Source organism: Brenneria roseae subsp. americana (assembly GCF_003115815.1).
In the GTDB taxonomy this organism is placed as follows: domain Bacteria; phylum Pseudomonadota; class Gammaproteobacteria; order Enterobacterales; family Enterobacteriaceae; genus Brenneria; species Brenneria roseae.
Genome location: NZ_QDKJ01000003.1, coordinates 249,256 through 272,096, shown reverse-complemented (window position 1 = coordinate 272,096; position 22,841 = coordinate 249,256). Strand labels below are relative to the sequence as shown.

Below are 22,841 nucleotides of genomic sequence, written 5' to 3'. Positions count from 1 at the left end.
AGTTTCGGCTGAGTAGTCAGGCGTATACCTGTAAGTATCCCTGCCAATCGGCCGCCACGGTCTACGACGCCAATATCCGGCCAACGTATTGCAGCAACTGGCCCTTATTGCGCTAGGGAAACGGGCGGGATTTTCATTGACGGAAATAGCCGGTATGTTTGATCTGGAAGGGAAACCGATACCTGACCGGGACAGACTGGCAGCGAAGGCCAGAGAAATTGACAAAACGATCCAACGTTTGACGGCAGTGCGTGACGGGCTGCAACATGCAGCAGACTGTCCGCATGCTAATCATCTGGAATGTCCTTCCCTCCAAAAGATGCTCAAAGCCGCTACTCACCAGCCATCCGACACGTGTTCTGACGGATAGACGCGGCGTGCTCCATTGTTACTAATTCCAGCCTTTGACTTCAATTATGCATAGATCGGTTCTCTACCCGGGCTATTGCGTTTGCAGGCCCTGATATTTGAGAACGATAAAATTTAGATGTGTTGTCGTTGCGCAAATGGAGAATCTGGATTTCTTGCTGGGGTACGCTGAAATCCAAATCCGAAAGAGTATTTCTGCCAGCTACCCGACAGTGATTTGAGCGATTACAGGGCAATCGTTTGTTGATGAATGGGTATCATTGTCGACTGATAGTCAGCTGATTTTGCGACATAAGAATTTGTTTTTTATTACCCCATCGAAGAAACGCCCCTTCGATACTACTGCTTCAGAAATAAATTTCCCATAAGTGCGCTCAGAAACGTTAATATATTGATAGATCTCTTTATTATGAAATTCTATTTCAAGAATGCGTTTCTTTGGGTCATAGCCAATTGAACGAATCCTTGATGATGATACGGGTTGCCGCTGCAATGTTATCCCTCCTTTGAGTTAAAATGCCGAAATAAGACTATAAAGGATTTTAAGCATGCTGTGTTGTTGATGATCATGCTTATCAGTTGAATGTTTATCAGAGTTTTGGCTTGTAGGTTAGTAAAATTAATAACGGCAGGGTGTTTCTGGTGTGAATTTGAACAATTCTGAGCAGGGCCGCGCGAGCGGCTGCCTGACTGGCGTTTCAGTTTTTCTGCAAGTCATCTTCTGATGCATATTCAACGCGGTTTCGGCCATTGGCTTTGGCTTTATAAAGCGCGTCATCGGCAGACTTAATCAGGTATTCATAATCAGGATGTCCATTATAGACTGCGATACCTGCGCTGATCGTGGTTGTTATGGTTTTACCATTTTGAAGATGGATTTGGTGATCCTGAATTTTTTTTCTGAGCCTATCGATCAAGGCGTAAGCCGCTAATTTTGGCGTTTCGATTAACACTACCATGAACTCTTCACCACCATAGCGGAAAATATAATCACTGTTTCTGGTATTTTCGTACAGAATTTCTGCGATTTTTTTCAATACGATATCGCCTGTCGCATGACCATAGGTGTCGTTGATTGACTTAAAATGGTCAATATCGATCATTGTCACGGTAAGAGCCGAATTAGCGTGCATCGCCAGGGCGGTTTCATGTCGCAGAATTGTCGGTAGAAAACGGCGATTCAGTAACAGGGTCAACGTGTCTTTGCCACTTTCCAGCTTCTGGACATCGTCAAATAACGATCCTAGCAGCATATTGATTTTATAAATTTTACCTCTCACCGATTTAAGGAAAGGAGAATAGTTGCTCGGCGATAACGGACTTACTTTGCTGTAGTGATTAATATAGTTGTCGGTTTCAACAATTAAGTCACTAATGACTTTGATCCCCTGAGCATTGTTGAAACTGGATTTTCCTTTATGATTGAACCATAAACCGAACTCCGAACCGCTGAGTTCAGGAATACTGGCCAATGGCGCTCCGGTGGCTACGCTGAAAATGAATGCATTTTCCCAATTTAACAATGCCGCATTTTGACGTTCTCTCTCCATTCCCGCGTTCTCCAGAATAGAGAACAGTCTGTAGGACTCTTCGTTTTTAGCTGCTCGATCGTGTGACTGAGAATAGGCTCTGCTCATAATTTCGATGGCAATATCTATCGATATTGAAGCAAAACGCATGGCTTCAAAGCATAATGGATCATTGCCCGTTTCTGGTAATATGTCTTCGTAAAGCGTCCATTTTAAACGTCGGGCTCCTCGCTCTACCAACTCGACAGGAATGCCAATCCGTGCATGGATTTGCCCAATTTTTTTCTGATGTTCAATAAGCGCAGGCAGATCTTCTCCCACGTTAGACAGAATGCTGGTGACCCAATTACACATTGAACCGTGGAGTCGATCATGAACTTGCTGGTGTGAGAGAAAGAAAGCCGCTTCTTTGTCTTGCAGCATGTAAGAATAGAACGCTTCCGCGAGGTCGGCAGACTTTTCGTCAGCCAGTCTTTGTAGCAGGTTAAAAGCCTCAGGCGATGTTATCGCCAACAGCTCTTTCCACTCTGACGTTATCACCTGATTGTAGATTACTTCATTGTTTTCTATTCGTTTATTGGAATCCAGGAGCTCGTTCAACGTTCAATCTCTTCTGCGGGTACGGTACGCGTTACGCGCTTGTATTAAAGTAAAAAACGATTAGTTTAACGTAATTGGGCACTTTTAGTTGGGAGAGTTTGCCAATATCTTATCGTTAAGGTTAGCAAGGCTAACTGTTTTCTTCGTCAGAAACGATGACGATTTTCATGGATGATGGTGGGTTTTGTTCTTTTGTGAATTTTTTATTTGAGAAAAAGCAATGAAAGTCAATGATTTGGTGACGGTAAAAACAGACGGTGACGCTAGGCGAGAAGGCGTGATCCTGGAAATTGAAGTGTTTCAGGAAGGGACGATGTATTTAGTGTCGCTTAAGGATTATCCCGCGGGTATTTGGTTTTTTAATGAAGTTGAGAGTAAAGACGGGACATTTGTCGAACCTATCAATCCTGCTGAAAAATAAGCGCTCACAGGTATTGGCTTCACCAATGCGTGGCCAATACCTGTGGCGGTGAGGAAGTTATCTTGCAGGATTAAAACGTTTCCCAGTTATCGCTATGTTGTCTGGCGCCCTGGCCCGGTAGTGCCAGGGATGCATTTGATCTGGAGGTTAACGCTGTCCGCTCCTTTGGCGCCGAGGCATACAGCTGCGATTGATGGTTGGACAACTTGAATGTTGCTACTGCCCGAGTCAACACGGCAGCTTGTTCTTCCAACGACGCTGCGGCGGCGCTGGCTTCTTGTACTAACGCCGCATTCTGTTGTGTCACGCTGTCCATTTCAGCGATCGCTTGACCAACCTGAGAGATCCCCCGACTTTGCTCGTCGGACGCTGAAGCAATTTCACCCATAATGTCGGTGACATTGGTAACGGCATTCACAATTTCCCGCATGGTCTGACCCGCATTATCAACTAATACTGAGCCGCTATTGACCAAATTGACAGACTCGGAGATAAGCGTTTCTATCTCTTTCGCTGCCTGGGCGCTACGTTGTGCAAGACTGCGTACTTCACCGGCAACGACGGCGAAACCTCTTCCTTGTTCACCCGCTCTGGCTGCTTCTACGGCAGCGTTCAAGGCCAGAATGTTGGTCTGGAACGCAATGCTGTTAATCACGCTGGTGATTTCAGATATCTTTTTGGAGCTACCTGAAATGTTACTCATGGTGTTGACGACATTGGCAACAATTTCGCCGCCTTGTTTCGCTTTGCCTGATGCATTCGCGGCAAGCTGGCTGGCGTGGTGGGCGTTCTCCGAGTTTTGTTTCACGGTTGCTGTCAGTTGCTCCATGCTCGCCGCTGTTTGTTCCAGCGCCGCGGCTTGTTGTTCTGTACGTGAAGACAAGTCGGTATTGCCAGAAGTAATTTCTGTCGAGCCTTGATAGATGGAGTCAGCGCTTTCCCTGACGGTTGTTACGGTGGTGACCAGCGAAGAGTGCATCTGTTGAACATTATGGCCCAATGTGCCAATTTCATTTCTGCCATAGTTATCGGGAACCTGAGTGAGGTCACCTTGGGCGATCCGTTGAACCCGGCTGACTAAATTATTTATCGGTTTAATGAGTGCTCGTCTGAGAAGTATGAAAGTCAGGAAGGTCAAAACAAGCGCAATAGCAAAACTGACGCCCATCAATGTGTACCCTAATATGGCGTTGGCGTGAGCCGTATCATTCAGGTCTTTTGCGCGCTGTGTCCGATAAGCTACCGCCTCGAGCAAAGGCTTGTTGTAGGCCAGGTCCAGTACGCGTGTTTCTTCCGATTCCAGCGTAATAACTTCTTCAAACAGGCCTTCTTTTGCGGAGGTCAGCATTGGCATGATGCCGTGATTGACATATTCATCGTAAGCTTTACGTAGGTCTGCATCTAGCGCTGAGTCCTGGGCGCTTTTGACCGGGCGTTGTTCATAAACGAGAAAAGCCTGTTTGGATTGCTCTACACGTTGTAACGCTTGCTTCAGGTTATCATTAAAAACGTCAGAATCGCCAATACGTGCGGCAGCGGCAGCCTGAATCAATAATAAGCGAGCCGTTCGGAGATGATTGGAACTGTTCGATATCCCCATTCTGATATCAATCTCTTGTGTCACATCGGACAGTGACTGATTGCTACGCTGTAAAAAATAGCTGGATGTCCCTACGGATAAGGCAAACAGCAGCATAATCCCGCCTAGAATAATGACGAATAAAGGAACCAGCCGTAAGTTACTCAACAAGCCTGTTTTACCCTGCTGCTCAGACCTTGAAGTTATTTTCATATCCATTCGCTCATTTTCAGGAGAAGTAATAACGATTTACCATACCGCCGGCAGGCGGTATGGGCGTTGTGGAATCAAAATTTGCACGGAGGGCGAGTATGCCCAAAACAGCAATGTAAAATATAATCGGCACATCGTGATAAACCTTAATGCGATTCAGCGAGATCCAGATCACGCTTTGGGTGTTTCAAAAAAAACAAAATAAAACTGCTGTTAAATTATACAACCAGATGACTATTTGATGATAAAAAATGAAATTTCACTGGCAGTTGGTGTGTGTTTTTATTTTCTCCGCGGGGAATGATCTCGGGAAAACGACTTATTGTTATTACCAATAAAAAAGTCTTTTTAATTGCAACATCATGCTGTCCGCATTGGGAATGTTCATCCCGCGATTAAAATTGATGATGGATTATTTTATCTCGCAGATAGCAGATATTTCGGGGGGCTATAAAAATAACAGATTGAATTCCTATGAATCTATCAGGTAGTTAATAGGGTTTTCTAACGTAATGGTTTTAAATATAAATTACGATATTCAAGGGGGTTGATTTCTTCCTGTTGAAGGGCTTTTTTTGTTATTGTCGCATCTGTTTTTCTTTTGCGACAATTTAGGGAGAACAAACGTCATAATAACAGTCTCTGGATTTCATTCAGAGACTGTTACGTGTAACGTTATATTAATAACTCAATCTCAAAATCTCTCTGGCAACCGATTCATCAATGTCTTTATGCTCGCCCTGAGGAAGAATGTTGAAGGTGTTCAGACTGGTTATGATTTCTTCAACTGCACTTTCAGGTAGATCATAATCCCGCATACGCGTTCTTAACCCCATGGATTCAAAAAACTCTCGCGTTTTATTGATTGCCTGCTGAATTCGCTGTTCAGTATTGCCATCGGTTAATTGCCAGACCCGCTCTGCATACTGGAGTAATTTTTGCTGTTTTTTCGTCCGCTGGACATGAAGTAATGCGGGTAGCAAGACTGCCAATGTTTGTGCATGATCCAGACCATATAATGCGGTTAATTGATGTCCAATACGATGTGTGGCCCAGTCCTGAGGAACACCAGCGCCAATTAATCCATTTAAAGCCAGAGTTGCACTCCAGGTTATTGTTGCTCGAACATCATAATTCTCTGGTTCACTCAAGGCTTTTGGTCCTTCTTCTATCAGTGTTAATAAAAGCCCTTCAGCAAACCTGTCTTGCACTTTCCCATAAACGGGGTAGGTCAGGTATTGTTCAATCACATGAACAAATGCATCCACAATACCATTGGCCACTTGCCGTTCAGGCAGTGTGTACGATTTTTGAGGATCGAGAACAGCGAATTTGGGAAACAATAATGGATGGTTATAACCTGTTTTTACCCCGAGAGCCGTGTTAGAAACAACCGCGGTGGCATTCATCTCAGAGCCCGTTGCCGGCAGAGTCATAACACACCCTAAAGGCAACGCTTTGCTCAGGGGCCGTTTTTTGACCCAGATATCCCAAATATCGTCCTGGTAAACGGCGGCGGCGATAAATTTTGTTCCATCTACAACAGAACCGCCACCGACGGCGAGCAAGAAGTCAATGTTGTTTTCTTTAACGAGCGCTACGGCTTTCATCAGCGTGTCAAAATGGGGATTAGGTTCAATCCCGCCAAACTCAATGTAGTCGCGTTCTCCAAGCGCGGCTCGAACTTCATTCAGCGTACCGTATTTTTCCGCGCTGCTTCCGCCATAGGTAATCAGAACTTTTGCATGGATTGGGATGTATTGGGTGATGCTCGACACTTTCTGGCGTCCGAAAAGGATTCGTGTCGGATTGTAGTACTCAAAGTCGTTCATGAATGTATCCCCATGTTGTCCCTGATTGTTAAAAAATCGCTGGAACTGCTTCAGAGTGTGAGATAAGAACTGTTTTGGTTAGCCACATAAATTTTAAGTAAAGAATATATGCCTGTATATCATGTGGATATGCAGGATGAATTGAAAATATATTTACCTATCATTTAGATAGCAATCAAATTGTTCTTATAACATATTATTTTCAACGGTTTTTGTAACGTTTTATGCAATTTTCTGAACCAAAAATGCACATTAAAGAGCTCTTACCAGTTAGAAAATTACACGCAATGCTTCCAAAAATGTGATCTAGGTCACATAATCATTAAAATCATTATCCGCTCGCGTTGTATGTGCTACGGATTAGGCGGTACAGTTGCTCTGTTTTAGGATTAATCCTATGCTCTGGTTGGAAACGATTTCTATGTCGGATCCCGATGGGTAAAGGATGAATGGATTCGAAAGCAATGGATAAAGTTGGCAGCAGCAAGCAGCATTACTGTCCTAATAAGAAATGTAAATATAGTAAGGTATCTGGCACTGATAGTTTTTTATGCCATCAATGGAGAGTGATTTTTGAACTGGGCGATATGGTCTATCACCTAACTTATGTTTTAAACATAGCCTGTCGGGATGGGAAATATGGGTACCTCTGAATTACTCAAACACATTTATGACATTAATCTGTCTTATTTGTTATTGGCACAACGTTTAATTAATGATGAAAAAGCGTCAGCGATGTTTCGGTTGGGCATTGATGAAGCCATGGCCGATATGCTGATGCAGCTGACTTTGCCGCAGATGGTTAAATTAGCAGAAACTAATCAGCTGATATGTCATTTCCGTTTTAATGATCACAATACAATCAAGCTCTTGACTCAAGAGTCGCGTGTGGACGATTTACAACAGATTCATACGGGAATTTTGCTGTCGAGTCACTTATTACAACAGTTAACTTCGAAAGAAGAAAACTTGCCTAAGAAAAGGGCATAGTAATGGCGGAGAAAAGTATTATTCAGGAAGCGAAAGACATTCAGTTAGCGATGGAGCTTATTTCGCTCGGTGCTCGTTTGCAGATGTTGGAAAGTGAAACACAGTTAAGCCGCGGACGTTTGATTAAACTGTATAAAGAACTTAGAGGTAGTCCGCCGCCAAAGGGAATGTTGCCATTTTCAACGGATTGGTTTATGACCTGGGAACAGAATATTCATTCATCAATGTTCTATAACGCATACAGCTTCTTAATGAAAAGTGGGCAATGTAACGGAGTTGAAGCGGTAATCAAATCTTATCGTCTTTATTTGGAGCAATGTTCACCACAAAGTGACTCCCCGTTGTTGGCGTTGACTCGCGCATGGACATTGGTCCGATTTGTCGACAGTGGCATGTTGCAGCTTTCCGCGTGTAGTTGCTGTAGCGGTATGTTTATCACCCATGCGCATCAGCCTAAAAACAGTTTTGTTTGTAGCTTGTGCCAACCCCCCTCCAGAGCAGTAAAAAGGCGTAAACTTTCGCAAAATCTTGCCGATATAATACCTCAACTGCTGGATGAACAGGTAAAACACGCAGTCTGAGCCTGGTAGCGATTTGTGAATCTATCACTGTTTGTTATTAAGGGCAGTGATAGATTTTTCCTCAAGTAATTCCTGGCTACGTACACTGCGCTTTTACTCACCTTCCGCCCACCTTTTTTATTATAAGGAATTCTTGTGCTGGTTATATTGGGTTATCTTGTGACAGTGGGCTCGATACTTGGCGGTTATCTCATGGTCGGTGGGGCCTTGGGTGCGCTTTATCAACCTGCGGAAGTGTTGATTATCGCGGGAGCAGCCTTGGGAGCCTTTATCGTTGGTAATAATGGTAAAGCGATAAAAGCAACGATGAAAGCCTTGCCGGTTCTGATAAGGGGCTCCAAATACAATAAAGCGCTGTACATGGATCTGATGGCGTTGCTTTTTCGTTTGATGGCCAAGTCCCGTCAACAGGGGATGCTCTCTTTGGAGTTTGATATCGATAATCCCCGTGAAAGTGAAATTTTCTCAGGCTATCCGCGCATTCTGGCCGACAATAATATCATTGAATTCATTACAGATTACCTGCGCCTGATGGTGAGTGGTAATATGAATGCATTCGAAATCGAAACGCTGATGGATGAAGAGATTGAAACCGTGGAGCATGAAAGTGACGTGCCGGCCAATAGTCTCGCTATGGTGGGTGATGCGCTTCCCGCTTTCGGTATCGTTGCTGCGGTTATGGGGGTTGTGCACTCACTGGCGTATGTCGATCGACCAGCTGCGGAATTGGGGATGATGATTGCCCATGCAATGGTTGGGACATTCCTTGGGATCTTATTGGCATACGGGTTTGTTTCACCTTTGGCGACGTTGTTGCGTCAGAAAAACGCAGAAAAAATAAAAGTTTTGCAATGTGTGAAAGTCACGCTGCTTTCCAGCCTGAACGGTTATGCGCCGCAAATTGCGGTCGAGTTTGGTCGCAAAACTTTATATTCCACGGAACGTCCTTCCTTTATCGAACTGGAAGAGCATATTCGCCGAGTGAAATCACCGGCTCAACAGGCGTCGGACAGTGACGCATGAAACATCAGCATCCGATTATTCGCAAAAAGCGTAAGTCCGGGCATGGCGCCCACCACGGCGGCTCCTGGAAGATCGCATATGCTGACTTCATGACCGCCATGATGGCCTTGTTTTTGGTAATGTGGCTGATTGCCATTTCTTCACCGATGCAATTAGCGCAGATTGCCGAATATTTTCGTACGCCATTAAAAGTTGCGCTGACTTCGGGGTCTAAAGTGAGTGAAAGCTCAAGCCCGATTCCCGGCGGGGGAAATGATCCAACCCAGCAGGAAGGTGAAGTTAAAAAGACAATTAAGATGGATACGCTAGAGGGAAGATTAGACGAGATCCGTTTGAACAGGCTGCGGGAAAGATTAGACCAGCTTATTGAGGCTGATCCGAGATTACGTGCCCTGCGCCCACATCTGTTGATCGAAATGGTTGATGAAGGGTTGCGTATACAGATTATTGATAGCCAGAATCGCCCGATGTTTAAGACCGGGAGTGCGCAGGTAGAACCTTACATGAGAGATATCTTGCGTGCTATCGCACCTATTTTGAATGATATTCCCAACAAGCTGAGTATTTCAGGTCATACCGATGATGTTCAATATGCAAGCGGTGAGCGTGGTTACAGCAACTGGGAATTGTCAGCCGATCGCGCTAACGCTTCGCGCAGAGAGTTAATTACTGGCGGTCTGTCTGAAGGTAAAGTGCTTCGGGTTGTCGGTATGGCCGCGACGATGGGTCTGAAGCAGGCGAGCGGTGGTAATGATGCCATTAATCGTCGTATCAGTTTGTTAGTGCTGAACAGGCAGGCGCAGCGGGATATTGAACATGAAAACGCTGAAAGTGATGCAATAAATGTAGACAAAGCTGACAATTTACAAAATATGGAGTTGGAAAATCCTAAACCTACCACTCAGCCTGCCGACAATAGTAGTAATAATATGGATGGAAGTGGTGAAACTTCTCCGCAACCTGGTAACGGAGTTCCTGCTCCAGAGCGTCAACAGCCGACTACCGCGTTGCCTGCTGCGCCGGACAGTCAGGCGACGCCTTCTCAATAAGCCGCGATTCACAGTAGAGGTGACCACGTGAGCATGGATATGAGCGCTTTCTATCAAACATTCTTTGATGAAGCAGATGAATTACTGGCGGATATGGAACAGCACCTATTGCTGTTGGACCCCCAGGCACCAGATACGGAACAAATGAATGCTATCTTCCGGGCTGCTCACTCAATAAAAGGGGGCGCAGGGACGTTTGGCTTTACCGTATTACAGGAAACCACGCATCTTTTAGAAAACCTACTAGATGGTGCCCGGCGCGGTGAAATGCGCCTTAGCACTGATATCATTAACCTGTTTCTGGAAACAAAAGACATTATGCAGGATCAGTTGGACGCTTATAAAACCGCACAGGAACCCAATGCCGAGAGCTTTGAGTACATCTGTCAGGCTCTGCGCCAACTGGCATTAGAGTCCCAGGCTGAAAGCAATGCGGCTCAAGGCCAGTCTGCAACAGCACATGAGCAGGACGCCGCGTTGTCCAGTATGCCAGTGGCGCCCGCAGAAAAAGGTGAGTTACGAATTGAACTTACCGGACTGAAGCCTCAGGAAATTCCTCAGATGCTGGAAGAGCTCGGTAACCTGGGAACGGTGAAAGATCCCCATCAGACGGATACCAGCATCGAAGTTACCTTGGTAACCTCTGAAAGCGAGGATGATATCAGCGCGGTGCTGTGCTTTGTGCTGGAACCAGAGCAGATCAATTTTCATCCCGTTCCTGCAGATAAACCTGCTGCCCTCGCTGCTGACGTTTCACCTAAGCCTGAAGTCCCCGTGGCGGAGGAGGTTGCTGCGCCCGCGGCAACGCTGAGTGCTGTTCCCACCGCTGCGCCTAAGGCTCATCCAGAGGCTGCCAAAAATAGAACTAAAGCGGGTGATACCAGTATTCGCGTCGCGGTAGAAAAGGTTGATCAGTTAATCAACCTGGTTGGCGAACTGGTTATTACCCAGTCTATGTTGGCGCAGCGTTCAAGTGAACTTGATCCTGTTGCGCATGGCGACTTGCTGAATAGCATGGGACAGCTGGAACGTAATGCCCGTGACCTGCAAGAGTCGGTGATGTCTATTCGTATGATGCCAATGGAATATGTGTTCAGCCGATTCCCGCGTCTGGTTCGAGATCTTGCCGCCAAGTTAGACAAGCAGGTGGAATTGACGCTGTCAGGAAGCTCAACTGAGCTGGATAAGAGTCTGATCGAGCGTATTATTGATCCCCTTACTCATTTGGTTCGTAATAGTCTGGATCACGGTATCGAATCGCCTGAAAAACGAATTGCAGCAGGGAAGTCAGCGGTAGGTAATTTGATATTGTCAGCTGAACATCAGGGCGGAAATATCTGTATCGAAGTTGTGGATGACGGTGCAGGCCTTAATCGCGAAAAGATTTTAGCCAAGGCGCTCTCTCAAGGGCTTGCAGTAAGTGATAACATATCTGACGAAGAAGTTGGCATGTTGATTTTTGCACCAGGCTTCTCAACGGCAGAAAAAGTGACGGATGTTTCCGGTCGTGGCGTTGGTATGGATGTGGTGAAACGTAATATCCAGGAAATGGGGGGGCACGTTGAGATTCATTTCCAGGCTGGTAAAGGAACAACCATTCGGATTCTGTTACCACTGACGCTGGCTATCCTTGATGGTATGTCTGTCAAGGTGAATAACGAAGTGTTTATTCTGCCACTCAATGCTGTCATGGAATCATTACAGCCGCAGGCAGAAGACTTGTATCCATTGGCTGGCGGTGAGCGTGTATTGCAGGTGCGTGGTGAGTATTTACCATTGGTTGAGTTGTATCACATTTTTGATGTGGACGGCGCTAAAACCGATGCAACTCAGGGTATCGTTGTTATTTTACAAAGTGCTGGCCGCCGTTACGCCCTATTGGTGGATCAATTGATTGGACAGCATCAGGTTGTTGTCAAAAATTTAGAAAGTAATTATCGCAAGGTGCCAGGTGTTTCAGCCGCTACCATTTTGGGTGACGGTAGTGTTGCGCTGATTGTGGATGTTTCAGCGTTGCAGGCGCTTAATCGAGAAAAGCGTGTGGTTGAAACTGCTGCTTAACAACAAAAACAGATCGTTGATTGATTAAAGGGTGAAAAACATGACTGGACTTGCAAACGTCACGAAACTAGCCGGTGAAACTGTAGGACAGGAGTTCTTAATTTTTACACTGGGTGACGAAGAATACGGTGTCGATATTTTAAAAGTACAGGAAATCCGTGGCTACGACCAGGTAACTCGTATTGCTAATACACCTACTTTTATCAAAGGCGTAACGAACCTGCGCGGTGTAATTGTCCCCATCGTTGATTTGCGCATTAAATTTGCTCAACAGGAAGTTGATTATGATGACAATACGGTTGTCATCGTACTGAATCTTGGACAGCGTGTTGTTGGTATCGTTGTGGATGGCGTATCCGACGTTCTTTCACTGACTGCCGACCAGATTCGTCCGGCACCTGAGTTTGCGGTTACCTTGTCAACCGAGTACCTGACAGGATTAGGCTCCCTGGGTGAAAGAATGTTGATTCTGGTTGATATTGAAAAACTGCTCAGCAGTGAAGAAATGGCATTAGTCGATAGTGTCATGAAAGTCTGATTGTTGTTTGCAGGTTTCGTTGGGCCACTGATGTGGCTCAACGCCTATCTCTAGTATCTGCATTGTTCTTCAATTCATAAAGATATCCAAAATTAATGCCGATATTTTCGGTGGTTAGTCTGCACAAAAGGCGCGATATGTTTAATCGTATAAAAGTTGTTACAGGTTTGATGCTTGTATTAGTGTTATTTGGTTCTCTCCAACTTATTTCAGGTGGTTTATTTTTTAATGCGTTAAAGAATGATAAAGATGTTTTTAGCTCAATTCGGGTTATTAACCAGAAGAAATCTGAATTGGATTCTACGTGGTCATATTTGCTACAAACACGTAATACCCTTAACCGGGCTGGTAGTCGTTTCGCATTGGATTCAAGTGGCGCGGGCACCGGGGTCTCTGGAATGGAGCTCTTGTCTTCAGCGACAAAGCAGCTTGCGGTTGCAAATGAATATTTTTCCAAATACGAAGGAATACCACTTCACAGCCAGCAGGATGCCAATGTGGCTAATGCGGTAAAAGAAAATTACGCCGCTTTGAACGCCGCGTTAGCGGAATTGATATCGTTCTTAAATGCTGGAGAACTAAAGAAATTTATCGATCAACCTACTCAGGGTTTTCAGGATAACTTTGAAAAGGCGTATTACGCTTATAAAGCGGATAGCGATAATCTGTATAAAACTGAAGTTGCTAAAAATGATGCCGCCTATGACTCGGCGCTGTGGGTTCTGGGAACGATAATCGTTATTGTTTTTGCACTGGTCCTGGCTGCCTGGTTTGGTATTCAACAAATATTAATTAGCCCGCTAAATAATATTGTGAATCACATTCGTCATATTGCTAAGGGTGACCTCACGAAAACGATCCATTTTCGCAGCAGTAATGAAATGGGCATCCTGGCGGATAGTATTCGGCATATGCAAACTGAATTTATCACTACGGTAAGCGCTGTTCGGCAAGGGTCGGACGCTATCTATACTGGAGCAACGGAAATCAGTGCCGGAAATAACGATCTTTCTTCCCGTACAGAGCAACAGGCGGCAGCATTGGAAGAAACCGCTGCCAGTATGGAACAGCTGACCGCCACAGTGAAACAGAATGCGGAAAATGCTCGTCAGGCCAGCCAGTTAGCGTTAAGTGCCTCTGAAACAGCACAGCGAGGCGGTAAGGTTGTCGATAATGTTGTGAAAACCATGCACAATATTGCTGGAAGTTCACAAAAAATTGCCGATATCACTAGTGTGATTGATGGCATTGCTTTTCAGACCAATATCCTGGCGCTGAACGCTGCGGTTGAAGCGGCGAGAGCAGGGGAGCAAGGTCGTGGTTTTGCGGTTGTTGCTGGCGAAGTTCGTAATTTGGCACAACGTAGTGCTCAGGCTGCAAAAGAAATTAAAAGTTTAATTGAAGATTCTGTCAGCCGGGTCGATGAAGGATCTGTACTGGTTGAAAGCGCCGGGGAGACGATGGGCGAAATCGTCAGTGCTGTAACCCGCGTCACCGACATCATGGGAGAGATTGCGTCAGCTTCCGATGAGCAAAGTAAGGGAATTGATCAGGTTGGCCAGGCTATAACTGAAATGGATCGGGTGACCCAACAGAACTCTGCGTTGGTTGAAGAGTCCGCATCAGCAGCAGTCGCTCTGGAAGAGCAGGTGCGTATCCTGAATCAAGCAGTGGCTGTATTCCGTCTCTCTGATGATTCTGGTACATATAATAGAGGCGCAGCGGCATCGACAGCGAATACGCAGAAACCTGTCCTGTTAGCGTCCTCTGCTCCGGCGGGTAAAAAATCGAAAGAAAGTTCCTCTACTGAAAATTGGGAAACATTCTAATTAGATAGCGCCAGGGCAAGTACGTAACGCTTTGGATTAAAAGAACGCGTGGTCATACTGCTCATCAGAAACGGAGATTTATTCTGATGGGCAGTACCAAAATGTCTTTGGTATGTGTTGAATCTGCAGATAGAACGACAAATGAGATTTCTGTTTGCAGCACAGATTACAGATATTATGGGTGAAATTTATACAACCCTCACTGAGGTAGTCCGGCGTTCAGTGTTGAGGGCTGTCTGAACATGTTGTCACTCACTTTGAGTGCCTCACCCGGCAATGCGGTTTTGGTAAACGGATATTTTCTGTTTTTTAACTTCAGCATTTTGATAAATTAAGAGAAATGTTTACCAATACAATGTTGGATGCTTAATCTTGAACCAGCAAGAGAGGGTTGTCTGACAAATGACAATTAAAGAAAACCTGCAACAGCTGTAAGGGAATGTTCAGATTGGAAAAAAACATAGCAAAAATCGATATTCGAGCGGTTTGATATGAAAAGTACACCATCGCAAAATCGCCCTGAATCTGCCTCTATCCTGACGCAGATGGTTGATCGGTTGCCGCTGTCGGATGCTCATTTCCGACGGATCAGCCAATTAATATATCAACGAGCCGGTATTGTACTGGCCGATCATAAAAGAGAAATGGTTTACAATCGCTTGGTCAGGCGTTTGCGTTTGCTCGGAATAAACGATTTCGGTCAATATCTGGCATTACTTGAATCCGATCCAAACAGTGCTGAGTGGCAGGCATTTATCAATGCGTTAACCACCAACCTGACCGCTTTTTTTCGGGAAGCCCACCATTTTCCCATTTTGGCCGAACATGCCCGTAAACGTCCTAATGGTTACACCATCTGGAGTACTGCGGCATCGACAGGGGAAGAGCCCTATTCTCTGGCGATGACGCTTGCGGAAGTCCTTGGGAATAGAGTCAGTGGGTGTCAGGTTTGGGCGAGCGATATTGATACTCAGGTATTGGAGAAAGCGACTGCTGGCATATACCGTCAGGAAGAACTGCGCTCTCTTTCTCCCCAGCAATTACAACGGTTTTTTTTACGTGGTACAGGCCCGCATAGTGGGCTTGTCCGCGTTCGTCCGGAACTGGCGTCAATGGTACATTTTCAGCAATTAAATCTGCTGGCGCCGGAATGGTCGATACCAGGACCGTTTGATGCAATTTTTTGTCGTAATGTGATGATTTATTTCGATAAAGAGACGCAGGAGCGCATTTTACGCCGATTTGTTCCGATGCTTAAACCGGGCGGGTTGTTATTTGCCGGGCATTCAGAGAATTTCAGCCAGATCAGTCGGGAGTTTTATTTGCGTGGGCAAACGGTTTATGGGCTGGCGAAGGAAAGATAATGAGTAAGATTAAAGTATTATGTGTCGATGATTCTGCCCTTATGCGTCAGATCATGACTGAAATAATTAATAGCCATCCAGATATGGAAGTGGTTGCAACTGCGCCAGATCCATTAGTTGCCCGCGATTTGATTAAAAAATTTAATCCTCAGGTCTTGACGTTAGATGTCGAAATGCCACGTATGGACGGGTTGGATTTTTTAGAGAAATTAATGCGTTTACGCCCAATGCCGGTTGTGATGGTGTCTTCTCTGACGGGGAAAGGCTCTGAAATTACACTGCGTGCTTTGGAGTTGGGAGCCATCGATTTCGTTACAAAACCGCAATTAGGTATTCGTGAAGGCATGCTGGCTTACAGTGAACTGATTGCTGAAAAGATACGTATGGCTGCAAAAGCCCGTTTGCCTCAGCGTAGTTCGATGACAGAAGAACCAACAAAAATCATCCAGCATATGCCGTTGCTGAGTAGTGAAAAATTGATTGCAATTGGCGCCTCGACGGGCGGAACGGAGGCGATACGTCATGTTCTGCAACCTTTGCCACCGACAAGCCCGGCTTTACTGATTACTCAGCATATGCCACCAGGATTTACCAAATCTTTTGCTGAGCGACTGAATAAGTTGTGTCAGATTACAGTGAAAGAAGCTGAAGATGGGGAGCGTGTATTACCGGGTCATGCCTATATTGCTCCCGGCGCACGTCATCTTGAGTTGGCGCGCAGTGGTGCAAACTATCAAGTGCGTTTGAATGATGGTCCGCCAGTTAACCGCCACCGTCCCTCGGTTGATGTGTTATTTCGTTCGGTTGCGCAATTTGCCGGACGCAATGCTGTAGGCGTTATCCTTACAGGTATGGGAAATGACGGAGCAGCCGGTATGTTGGAGCTTCATCAGGCCGGCGCTTATACCATGGCGCAAAACGAAGCGAGCTGTGTGGTGTTTGGTATGCCGCGCGAGGCTATCGCGATGGGGGGCGTCGACGAAGTGGTGGATTTGCACCAGGTCAGTCAGCGAATGCTGGCACAAATCTCTGCCGGACAGGCATTACGTATATAAGCAGCTCTCGGTGAGCAATTAATATTTTAGGAGTAGGTATGGCCGACAAAGAACTCAGATTTTTAGTAGTGGATGATTTTTCGACAATGCGTCGAATTGTTCGTAACCTACTGAAGGAACTGGGCTTTAATAACGTAGAAGAGGCAGAAGATGGAGCTGATGCGCTGAATAAACTTCGCGCTGGTGCTTTCGATTTCGTCATTTCTGACTGGAATATGCCCAATATGGATGGTTTGGAATTGCTGCAGACTATCCGTGCAGACGGCTCGCTCTCAAAGCTCCCTGTATTGATGGTAACCGCTGAAGCGAAGAAAGAAAACATTATTGCTGCAGCACAGGCTGGTGCTAGTGGCTACGTAGTTAAACCATTTACTGCTGCTACCCTGGAAGAGAAGCTGAGTAAGATTTTCGAAAAACTGGGTATGTAAGGGGATCTTATGCCACATTCGCACCCGATGCCGTCTGTCAGCGACACAGCTTCGGCAACTGAGATTATTTCTCGTATTGGTCAGTTAACCCGCATGCTGCGTGACAGCCTGCGCGAGTTAGGGCTGGATAATGCGATTGCAGAGGCCGCAGAAGCTATTCCTGATGCTCGCGATCGCCTTGACTATGTCGTGCAAATGACTGCCCAGGCCGCAGAAAGAGCGCTAAGTTGTGTTGAAGCGGCGCAACCTCGTCAGAATCAGTTGGAAGCTGACGCTAAATCGTTGAAAGTACGCTGGGACCAATGGTTTGAAAACCCTATTGAACTGGCGGACGCCCGTGAACTGGTGACAGATACGCGCAGTTACCTCGAAAATGTGCCACAGCATACTTCGTTTACCAACGCGCAGCTGCTGGAAATTATGATGGCCCAAGATTTCCAGGATCTTACTGGTCAGGTCATCAAGCGCATGATGGATGTTATTCAGGAAATTGAAAAACAGTTGCTGATGGTACTGTTGGAAAATATGCCTGAAAAACCTGATACGCCTAAACGTGCCAACGAGGGATTGTTAAATGGCCCTCAGGTTGATAAAACTGCGGCAGGTGTTGTGTCCAGTCAGGATCAGGTGGATGACTTGCTAGATAGCCTGGGATTCTGACAACGCTATATGTATCGCGATAATGACGATGTCGTTGGCGATTCATCAAATGGTCATTCTTTAGCTATTTATGGCTGTTGTATCAGGCTGTAGATAGCTAAACCGTTTTTTTCTTCTGCTTGCCGATCGACTATCCTTCAAAGAAACGTAAGTTTCCCCCGTTGTTCCTGCCATAAAGTTTTTCCATATTTGTCATGCTAGGCAGCAAATCCCTATCCCAACAAGCAGTAACGACAGGAACGCCGCGGTGGCTGAAGATAGCGATCTGGAAAAAACAGAATCCCCCACTCCCCATAAAGAGGAGAAGGCGCGTGAAGAAGGCCAGATCCCCCGTTCTCGTGAATTAACTTCTATTCTGATGTTGGTCATAGGGTTGACAATATTATGGATGGGCGGAGAGGCGATGGCCAGGAAACTGGCGGCGATGATTGCAGATGGTTTGTATTTTAATCACTCTATCATCAATGATGATAAACAGATGCTGCGACAGATTGGCCGATTGCTCAAACATGCGGTGATTGCATTGTTGCCGATTATGTGTGGAGCTGTATTGGTCGCGTTGACTGCCCCCACGCTGCTTGGCGGGCTTTTGTTCAGTACCAAATCGTTTAAGTTTGATTTGACGAAACTGAACCCGCTAACAGGGCTGAAGCGGATTTTTTCCAGTCAGGCGCTGGCGGAATTGTTCAAAGGGATATTGAAATCATCCATGGTGGGGGGGATAACCGGTTGGTTTCTCTGGCATAACTGGCCGCAACTGTTGCACTTGATTAGCGAACCACCGGTGACGGCACTGGGGGATGCGCTTAATCTGATTAGCGTGTGCGGATTGTTTATCCTGATGGGGCTCATCCCCATGGTGACATTTGATGTGTTCTGGCAAATCTGGAGTCATATCAAGAAATTACGTATGACAAAGCAGGAAATACGTGATGAGCATAAAGAACATGAGGGTGATCCGCATGTAAAAGGGCGAATTCGTCAGCAACAGCGGGCTATGGCTCAGCGTCGCATGATGTCCGATGTGCCTAAAGCTGATGTCATTGTCACCAACCCGACGCATTATGCAGTGGCGCTGAAATACGATGAAAAGAAAATGAATGCGCCCAAAGTGTTGGCAAAAGGCGCGGGCGAAATTGCTTTGCGTATCCGTGAAATCGCGGCGGAACACCGGGTTCCCGTGCTTGAGGCTCCGCCATTGGCGCGGGCGCTATATCGATATTCCGAAGTAGGCAAGCATATTCCTGCCGACTTATATGCTGCTGTTGCTGAGGTGCTGGCGTGGGTCTACCAGCTTCGTCGCTGGCGGCGCGAGGGTGGCTTAATACCGCGAAAACCTGAACATTTACCTGTGCCAGACGCCCTGGACTTTGCAAGAGAGAACGATACTGATGGCTAATCTGGCCGCATTGCTGCGTTTACCCAGTAATTTCAAAAGTACACAGTGGCAAATCTTGGCGGGACCTATATTAATCCTGCTCATTTTGTCGATGATGGTATTGCCACTTCCACCCTTTATTCTGGATCTGTTGTTTACTTTCAATATTGCCCTATCGATTATGGTATTGCTGGTGGCGATGTTTACCCAGCGTACGTTGGAATTTGCCGCGTTCCCAACCATCCTGCTATTTTCCACTTTGTTGCGTCTATCGCTGAATGTGGCCTCTACGCGTATTATTTTGCTGGAAGGGCACACCGGGACGGCTGCTGCCGGTAAAGTGGTCGAGTCATTTGGGCACTTTCTGGTAGGCGGTAATTTTGCCATTGGTATTGTGGTATTCATCATCCTGGTTCTGATCAACTTTATGGTTATTACCAAAGGTGCAGGTCGTATTGCAGAAGTGGGGGCGCGATTTGTACTGGACGGGATGCCGGGTAAACAGATGGCGATTGACGCCGATCTGAATGCCGGGCTAATCGGTGAGGCTGAAGCGAAAAAACGCCGGTCAGAGGTTACCCAGGAAGCGGATTTTTACGGCTCAATGGACGGCGCCAGTAAATTTGTGCGCGGTGATGCTATTGCCGGACTGGTAATTATGGTCATCAACATTGTTGGCGGATTGATGGTCGGGATGCTCCAGCATGATATGCCACTGTCCCAGGCGGCTGAGAGCTATACGCTGTTGACCATTGGTGACGGTTTGGTCGCGCAGATCCCTGCTCTGGTGATCTCGACGGCGGCTGGTGTCATTGTGACGCGGGTCAGTACCGATCAAGATGTTGGCCAGCAGATGGTTACCCAACTGTTTAATAATCCCCGAGTGATGATCTTGAGTGCTGCGGTGTTGGGCTTGATTGGTCTGGTACCGGGTATGCCCAATTTTGTATTTCTGTTGTTTACCACCGCACTGTTGGCGCTGGCCTGGTGGATGAGAGGAGAAGTCGCTGCGGACACGTCTTCTGGCGGCGCCGCAGAACCTATGGTCAAAGAAAACCAGCCGATCGTTGAGGCCAGTTGGGCAGATGTTCAGTTGGAAGACCCTTTGGGGATGGAAGTAGGATATCGGTTGATTCCCATGGTTGATTCTCAGCAAAACGGTGAACTGTTGGGCAGGATCCGAAGTATTCGTAAGAAGTTCGCTCAGGAAATGGGGTACTTACCACCCGTTATACATATCCGAGATAATTTGGAGTTACAGCCGGCAGCATATCGTATTCTGATGAACGGTGTTGAAATCGGGCAAGGAGAATCGCACCCAGGTCGGTGGATGGCAATTAATCCAGGTAATGCAATTGGAAAACTACCTGGGGATGTGACTCAGGATCCGGCTTTTGGTCTGCCCGCCGTGTGGATCGAAAGTGCATTGAAAGAGCAGGCTCAGGCTCAGGGATTCACCGTGGTTGAGGCAAGCACCGTGGTGGCCACACATCTTAATCACTTGATTACAGTACATGCCAGTGACTTGTTTGGTCGGCAGGAAGCCATGCTGTTGATGGAGCGGGTTAGCAAAGAGATGCCAAAGCTGACAGAGGATTTCATTCCTGGTGTCGTCACGCTTACTGTATTGCATAAGGTATTGCAGAATTTGCTGGCTGAACGGGTGTCGATTAAAGACATGCGAACAATTATCGAAACCATATCAGAACATGCGGTGATACAAAAAGATCCAAATGAGCTGACGGTGGTTGTTCGTGTTGCCTTAGGGCGGGCGATTACCCAGCAATGGTTCCCGGGGCAGGATGAAATACAGGTGATAGGCCTGGATTTTGGTCTGGAAAAAATATTGCTGCAAGCGTTGCAAAATGGTGGTGGACTGGAGCCCGGTTTGGCTGACCGGGTACTGGAACAGGCAAAGCAGGCGGTGCAACAACAGGAAGCACTCAATGCTCCGCCTGTTTTATTGGTTAATCACGCCCTGCGCCCGTTGTTAGCGCGCTTTTTACGTCGTAATGTGCCGCAACTGGCCGTTTTGTCGAATCAGGAAATTAATGACAATCGCCAGATACACATGACGTCGGTGATTGGTGCCGCAAAATGACGAAGAAACTATATGTACTCATGTTGATGTTGTTTGTACAGACCGGTATGGCCGCTGATGGAAGCTGGGATGGCGGCGGTTCAAATGTAGTGATAAGTCAGCGAGGGATATCCACGTCATCTCCAGTTATGCGTCCACATGGCGTTATTCCCCCTGGGCGGATCATGACGTCTATTCATTGGAATTATAAATTGCAGGCGTTTCCTCCACCGGGACTGAGAGTTGCCTTATGTACACCAGGTCTTTGTGTTCCTTTGGATGGGGGCAGCGGAAGTACTCAGGCTTTACAAGGGATCGATGCTAATAATCCGCTTTATTTTTTATATATGTTGCCGGGGAAAGGTGCGATTAAACCGCCGGTACGCGTGCTTACCTACCAGGTATTGGTGAATTATCGAGAACAGCATTAAGGGTGAGGGAGCTAATCTGTTTTACTCATTTATCACGCAGTCTCAAACGCCAAATTTTCGGCCAAGCTTATTTCCCTGACGGTGAGACTGACCATCCGGTCCATAGAGGTTTGTTGGCTGGCTTTTCTTTTCCAGAAAATTGAGAGCCTCTTGCGTATGTTTCAAATGCTGCTCAAGAAGAAGGCCATTTTGGTGATTATTTTGGCTCAGATAGCGGGTCTGACTTTGAATAGCCAGCCAGGCATCGTTTAGTTTGGCGTCCTGATCGTAAGGAGCGTTAATGGAGAGGGTTTGCTCCATTTGAATTCGCAACTTGTCAAAATGACTGAGAGTAGATAGCTGTTCATTTTTATTTTCAGTTAAACGATGCAAAAAAGCGGCATTAACACGACCTGCGCTTAACTCTTGCTGTTCTTGCGTCAGGATATCATCCAACTGGCGCAGAGAATCTTGCATATGATTCAAAATATCGAACATGTCCATTGCCGGCTTGCTCATAATCCGTCTATTCCTGATTGCGCTTCTGCAATCAGTGCATCTGCTATTTTGCCCGCATCAATTTTCAGCTCGCCATTACGGATCGCCTGTTTCAAGTTTTCAACTTTTTCTATATCAATATCATGCTCGCTTGCTTGAGTGAGTTGCGTCTGAGCATTACTGATATTTACCTGTGTTTCTGTGGTAACGGTACTTTGTGCAGAGGTATTACTGGTCTTGCCTTTGGCATGAAGGTGTAACTCTGTATCCTGACTTTGAACAGATTTTACCCCTGATATCGGGCGTGTACTATCGATACTCATGATGTCCTCTCAGGTCATTTTGGCAAACAGG

Annotated in this window: 22 protein-coding genes; 16 read left to right on the top strand and 6 right to left on the bottom strand. The window is 46.3% G+C overall.

Annotation, left to right across the window (positions count from 1 at the left end; all coding sequences use genetic code 11):
- The first annotated feature begins 88 nt into the window (after positions 1-88).
- Positions 89-370 carry a MerR family DNA-binding protein gene (locus tag B4923_RS05225; protein ID WP_281261830.1) on the top strand — a complete coding sequence of 94 codons (282 nt, stop codon included), beginning with the start codon at positions 89-91 and terminating at the stop codon, positions 368-370.
- A 273-nt stretch (positions 371-643) separates the two neighbouring features.
- Here the strand turns inward: B4923_RS05225 and B4923_RS05220 are convergent, their stop codons facing one another.
- Entirely contained in the window at positions 644-862 is a 219-nt protein-coding gene (locus B4923_RS05220) for a KTSC domain-containing protein (RefSeq protein WP_109053307.1), read from the bottom strand.
- A gap of 205 nt (positions 863-1,067) precedes the next feature.
- A complete protein-coding gene (locus B4923_RS05215) occupies positions 1,068-2,498 on the bottom strand; it encodes a diguanylate cyclase (protein ID WP_109053306.1) in 1,431 nt (476 codons plus the stop codon).
- Positions 2,499-2,718: 220 nt separating this feature from the next.
- Here B4923_RS05215 and dsrB point away from each other — a divergent pair, with 220 nt between their 5' ends.
- A complete protein-coding gene (gene dsrB, locus B4923_RS05210; RefSeq protein ID WP_109053305.1) occupies positions 2,719-2,919 on the top strand; it encodes a protein DsrB in 201 nt (66 codons plus the stop codon).
- 70 nt (positions 2,920-2,989) lie between these two features.
- On the opposite strand, the gene B4923_RS05205 is transcribed toward dsrB, so the two are convergent.
- Positions 2,990-4,717 carry a methyl-accepting chemotaxis protein gene (locus B4923_RS05205; protein WP_109053304.1) on the bottom strand — a complete coding sequence of 576 codons (1,728 nt, stop codon included), beginning with the start codon at positions 4,715-4,717 and terminating at the stop codon, positions 2,990-2,992.
- A 674-nt stretch (positions 4,718-5,391) separates the two neighbouring features.
- Entirely contained in the window at positions 5,392-6,543 is a 1,152-nt protein-coding gene (locus B4923_RS05200; protein ID WP_109053303.1) for an iron-containing alcohol dehydrogenase, read from the bottom strand.
- 639 nt (positions 6,544-7,182) lie between these two features.
- On the opposite strand from B4923_RS05200, the gene flhD reads away from it, so the two are divergent.
- The 14 genes from flhD (at position 7,183) to B4923_RS05130 (ending at position 22,010) form a co-directional block, all read left to right on the top strand.
- A complete protein-coding gene (gene flhD / locus B4923_RS05195) occupies positions 7,183-7,533 on the top strand; it encodes a flagellar transcriptional regulator FlhD (RefSeq protein WP_109053302.1) in 351 nt (116 codons plus the stop codon).
- Between the two features lie 2 nt (positions 7,534-7,535).
- Complete coding sequence (gene flhC / locus B4923_RS05190; RefSeq protein ID WP_109053301.1) at positions 7,536-8,114, top strand: flagellar transcriptional regulator FlhC; 579 nt, start codon at positions 7,536-7,538, stop codon at positions 8,112-8,114.
- 135 nt (positions 8,115-8,249) lie between these two features.
- The gene (gene motA / locus B4923_RS05185; RefSeq protein ID WP_109053300.1) at positions 8,250-9,137 is read left to right on the top strand and encodes a flagellar motor stator protein MotA; all 888 of its coding nucleotides are present in this window, start codon (positions 8,250-8,252) and stop codon (positions 9,135-9,137) included.
- On the top strand, positions 9,134-10,186 hold the full coding sequence (motB, locus tag B4923_RS05180) for a flagellar motor protein MotB (RefSeq protein WP_109053299.1): 1,053 nt from the start codon (positions 9,134-9,136) through the stop codon (positions 10,184-10,186). Before motA ends, motB begins: the two co-directional genes overlap by 4 nt.
- Before the next feature lie 39 nt (positions 10,187-10,225).
- Complete coding sequence (gene cheA, locus B4923_RS05175; RefSeq protein WP_211313926.1) at positions 10,226-12,247, top strand: chemotaxis protein CheA; 2,022 nt, start codon at positions 10,226-10,228, stop codon at positions 12,245-12,247.
- A gap of 40 nt (positions 12,248-12,287) precedes the next feature.
- The gene (gene cheW, locus B4923_RS05170; RefSeq protein ID WP_109053297.1) at positions 12,288-12,785 is read left to right on the top strand and encodes a chemotaxis protein CheW; all 498 of its coding nucleotides are present in this window, start codon (positions 12,288-12,290) and stop codon (positions 12,783-12,785) included.
- A 137-nt stretch (positions 12,786-12,922) separates the two neighbouring features.
- Positions 12,923-14,614: a methyl-accepting chemotaxis protein gene (locus B4923_RS05165; RefSeq protein ID WP_109053296.1), complete on the top strand. Its 1,692-nt coding sequence runs from the start codon at positions 12,923-12,925 to the stop codon at positions 14,612-14,614.
- A gap of 491 nt (positions 14,615-15,105) precedes the next feature.
- On the top strand, positions 15,106-15,978 hold the full coding sequence (gene cheR / locus B4923_RS05160; RefSeq protein ID WP_109053295.1) for a protein-glutamate O-methyltransferase CheR: 873 nt from the start codon (positions 15,106-15,108) through the stop codon (positions 15,976-15,978).
- Positions 15,978-17,033 (top strand): protein-glutamate methylesterase/protein-glutamine glutaminase, encoded by a 1,056-nt coding sequence (locus B4923_RS05155; RefSeq protein WP_109053294.1) that lies wholly within the window; start codon positions 15,978-15,980, stop codon positions 17,031-17,033. The genes cheR and B4923_RS05155 overlap by 1 nt, the downstream gene beginning before the upstream one ends.
- Before the next feature lie 38 nt (positions 17,034-17,071).
- Positions 17,072-17,461 carry a chemotaxis response regulator CheY gene (gene cheY / locus B4923_RS05150; protein WP_109053293.1) on the top strand — a complete coding sequence of 130 codons (390 nt, stop codon included), beginning with the start codon at positions 17,072-17,074 and terminating at the stop codon, positions 17,459-17,461.
- A 9-nt stretch (positions 17,462-17,470) separates the two neighbouring features.
- Positions 17,471-18,121, top strand: coding sequence for a protein phosphatase CheZ (cheZ, locus tag B4923_RS05145; RefSeq protein WP_109053292.1), 651 nt, complete (start codon positions 17,471-17,473; stop codon positions 18,119-18,121).
- Between the two features lie 247 nt (positions 18,122-18,368).
- Positions 18,369-19,520 carry a flagellar biosynthesis protein FlhB gene (gene flhB / locus B4923_RS05140; protein ID WP_109053291.1) on the top strand — a complete coding sequence of 384 codons (1,152 nt, stop codon included), beginning with the start codon at positions 18,369-18,371 and terminating at the stop codon, positions 19,518-19,520.
- The gene (flhA, locus tag B4923_RS05135) at positions 19,513-21,600 is read left to right on the top strand and encodes a flagellar biosynthesis protein FlhA (protein WP_109053290.1); all 2,088 of its coding nucleotides are present in this window, start codon (positions 19,513-19,515) and stop codon (positions 21,598-21,600) included. The genes flhB and flhA overlap by 8 nt, the downstream gene beginning before the upstream one ends.
- Positions 21,597-22,010, top strand: a complete 414-nt coding sequence (locus tag B4923_RS05130; protein ID WP_109053289.1) for a flagellar protein FlhE — start codon at positions 21,597-21,599, stop codon at positions 22,008-22,010. The genes flhA and B4923_RS05130 overlap by 4 nt, the downstream gene beginning before the upstream one ends.
- A gap of 42 nt (positions 22,011-22,052) precedes the next feature.
- Here the strand turns inward: B4923_RS05130 and B4923_RS05125 are convergent, their stop codons facing one another.
- Positions 22,053-22,508, bottom strand: coding sequence for a flagella synthesis protein FlgN (locus tag B4923_RS05125; RefSeq protein ID WP_109053288.1), 456 nt, complete (start codon positions 22,506-22,508; stop codon positions 22,053-22,055).
- Positions 22,505-22,810, bottom strand: a complete 306-nt coding sequence (gene flgM, locus B4923_RS05120) for a flagellar biosynthesis anti-sigma factor FlgM (protein WP_109053287.1) — start codon at positions 22,808-22,810, stop codon at positions 22,505-22,507. Before flgM ends, B4923_RS05125 begins: the two co-directional genes overlap by 4 nt.
- Positions 22,811-22,841: the final 31 nt, after the last annotated feature.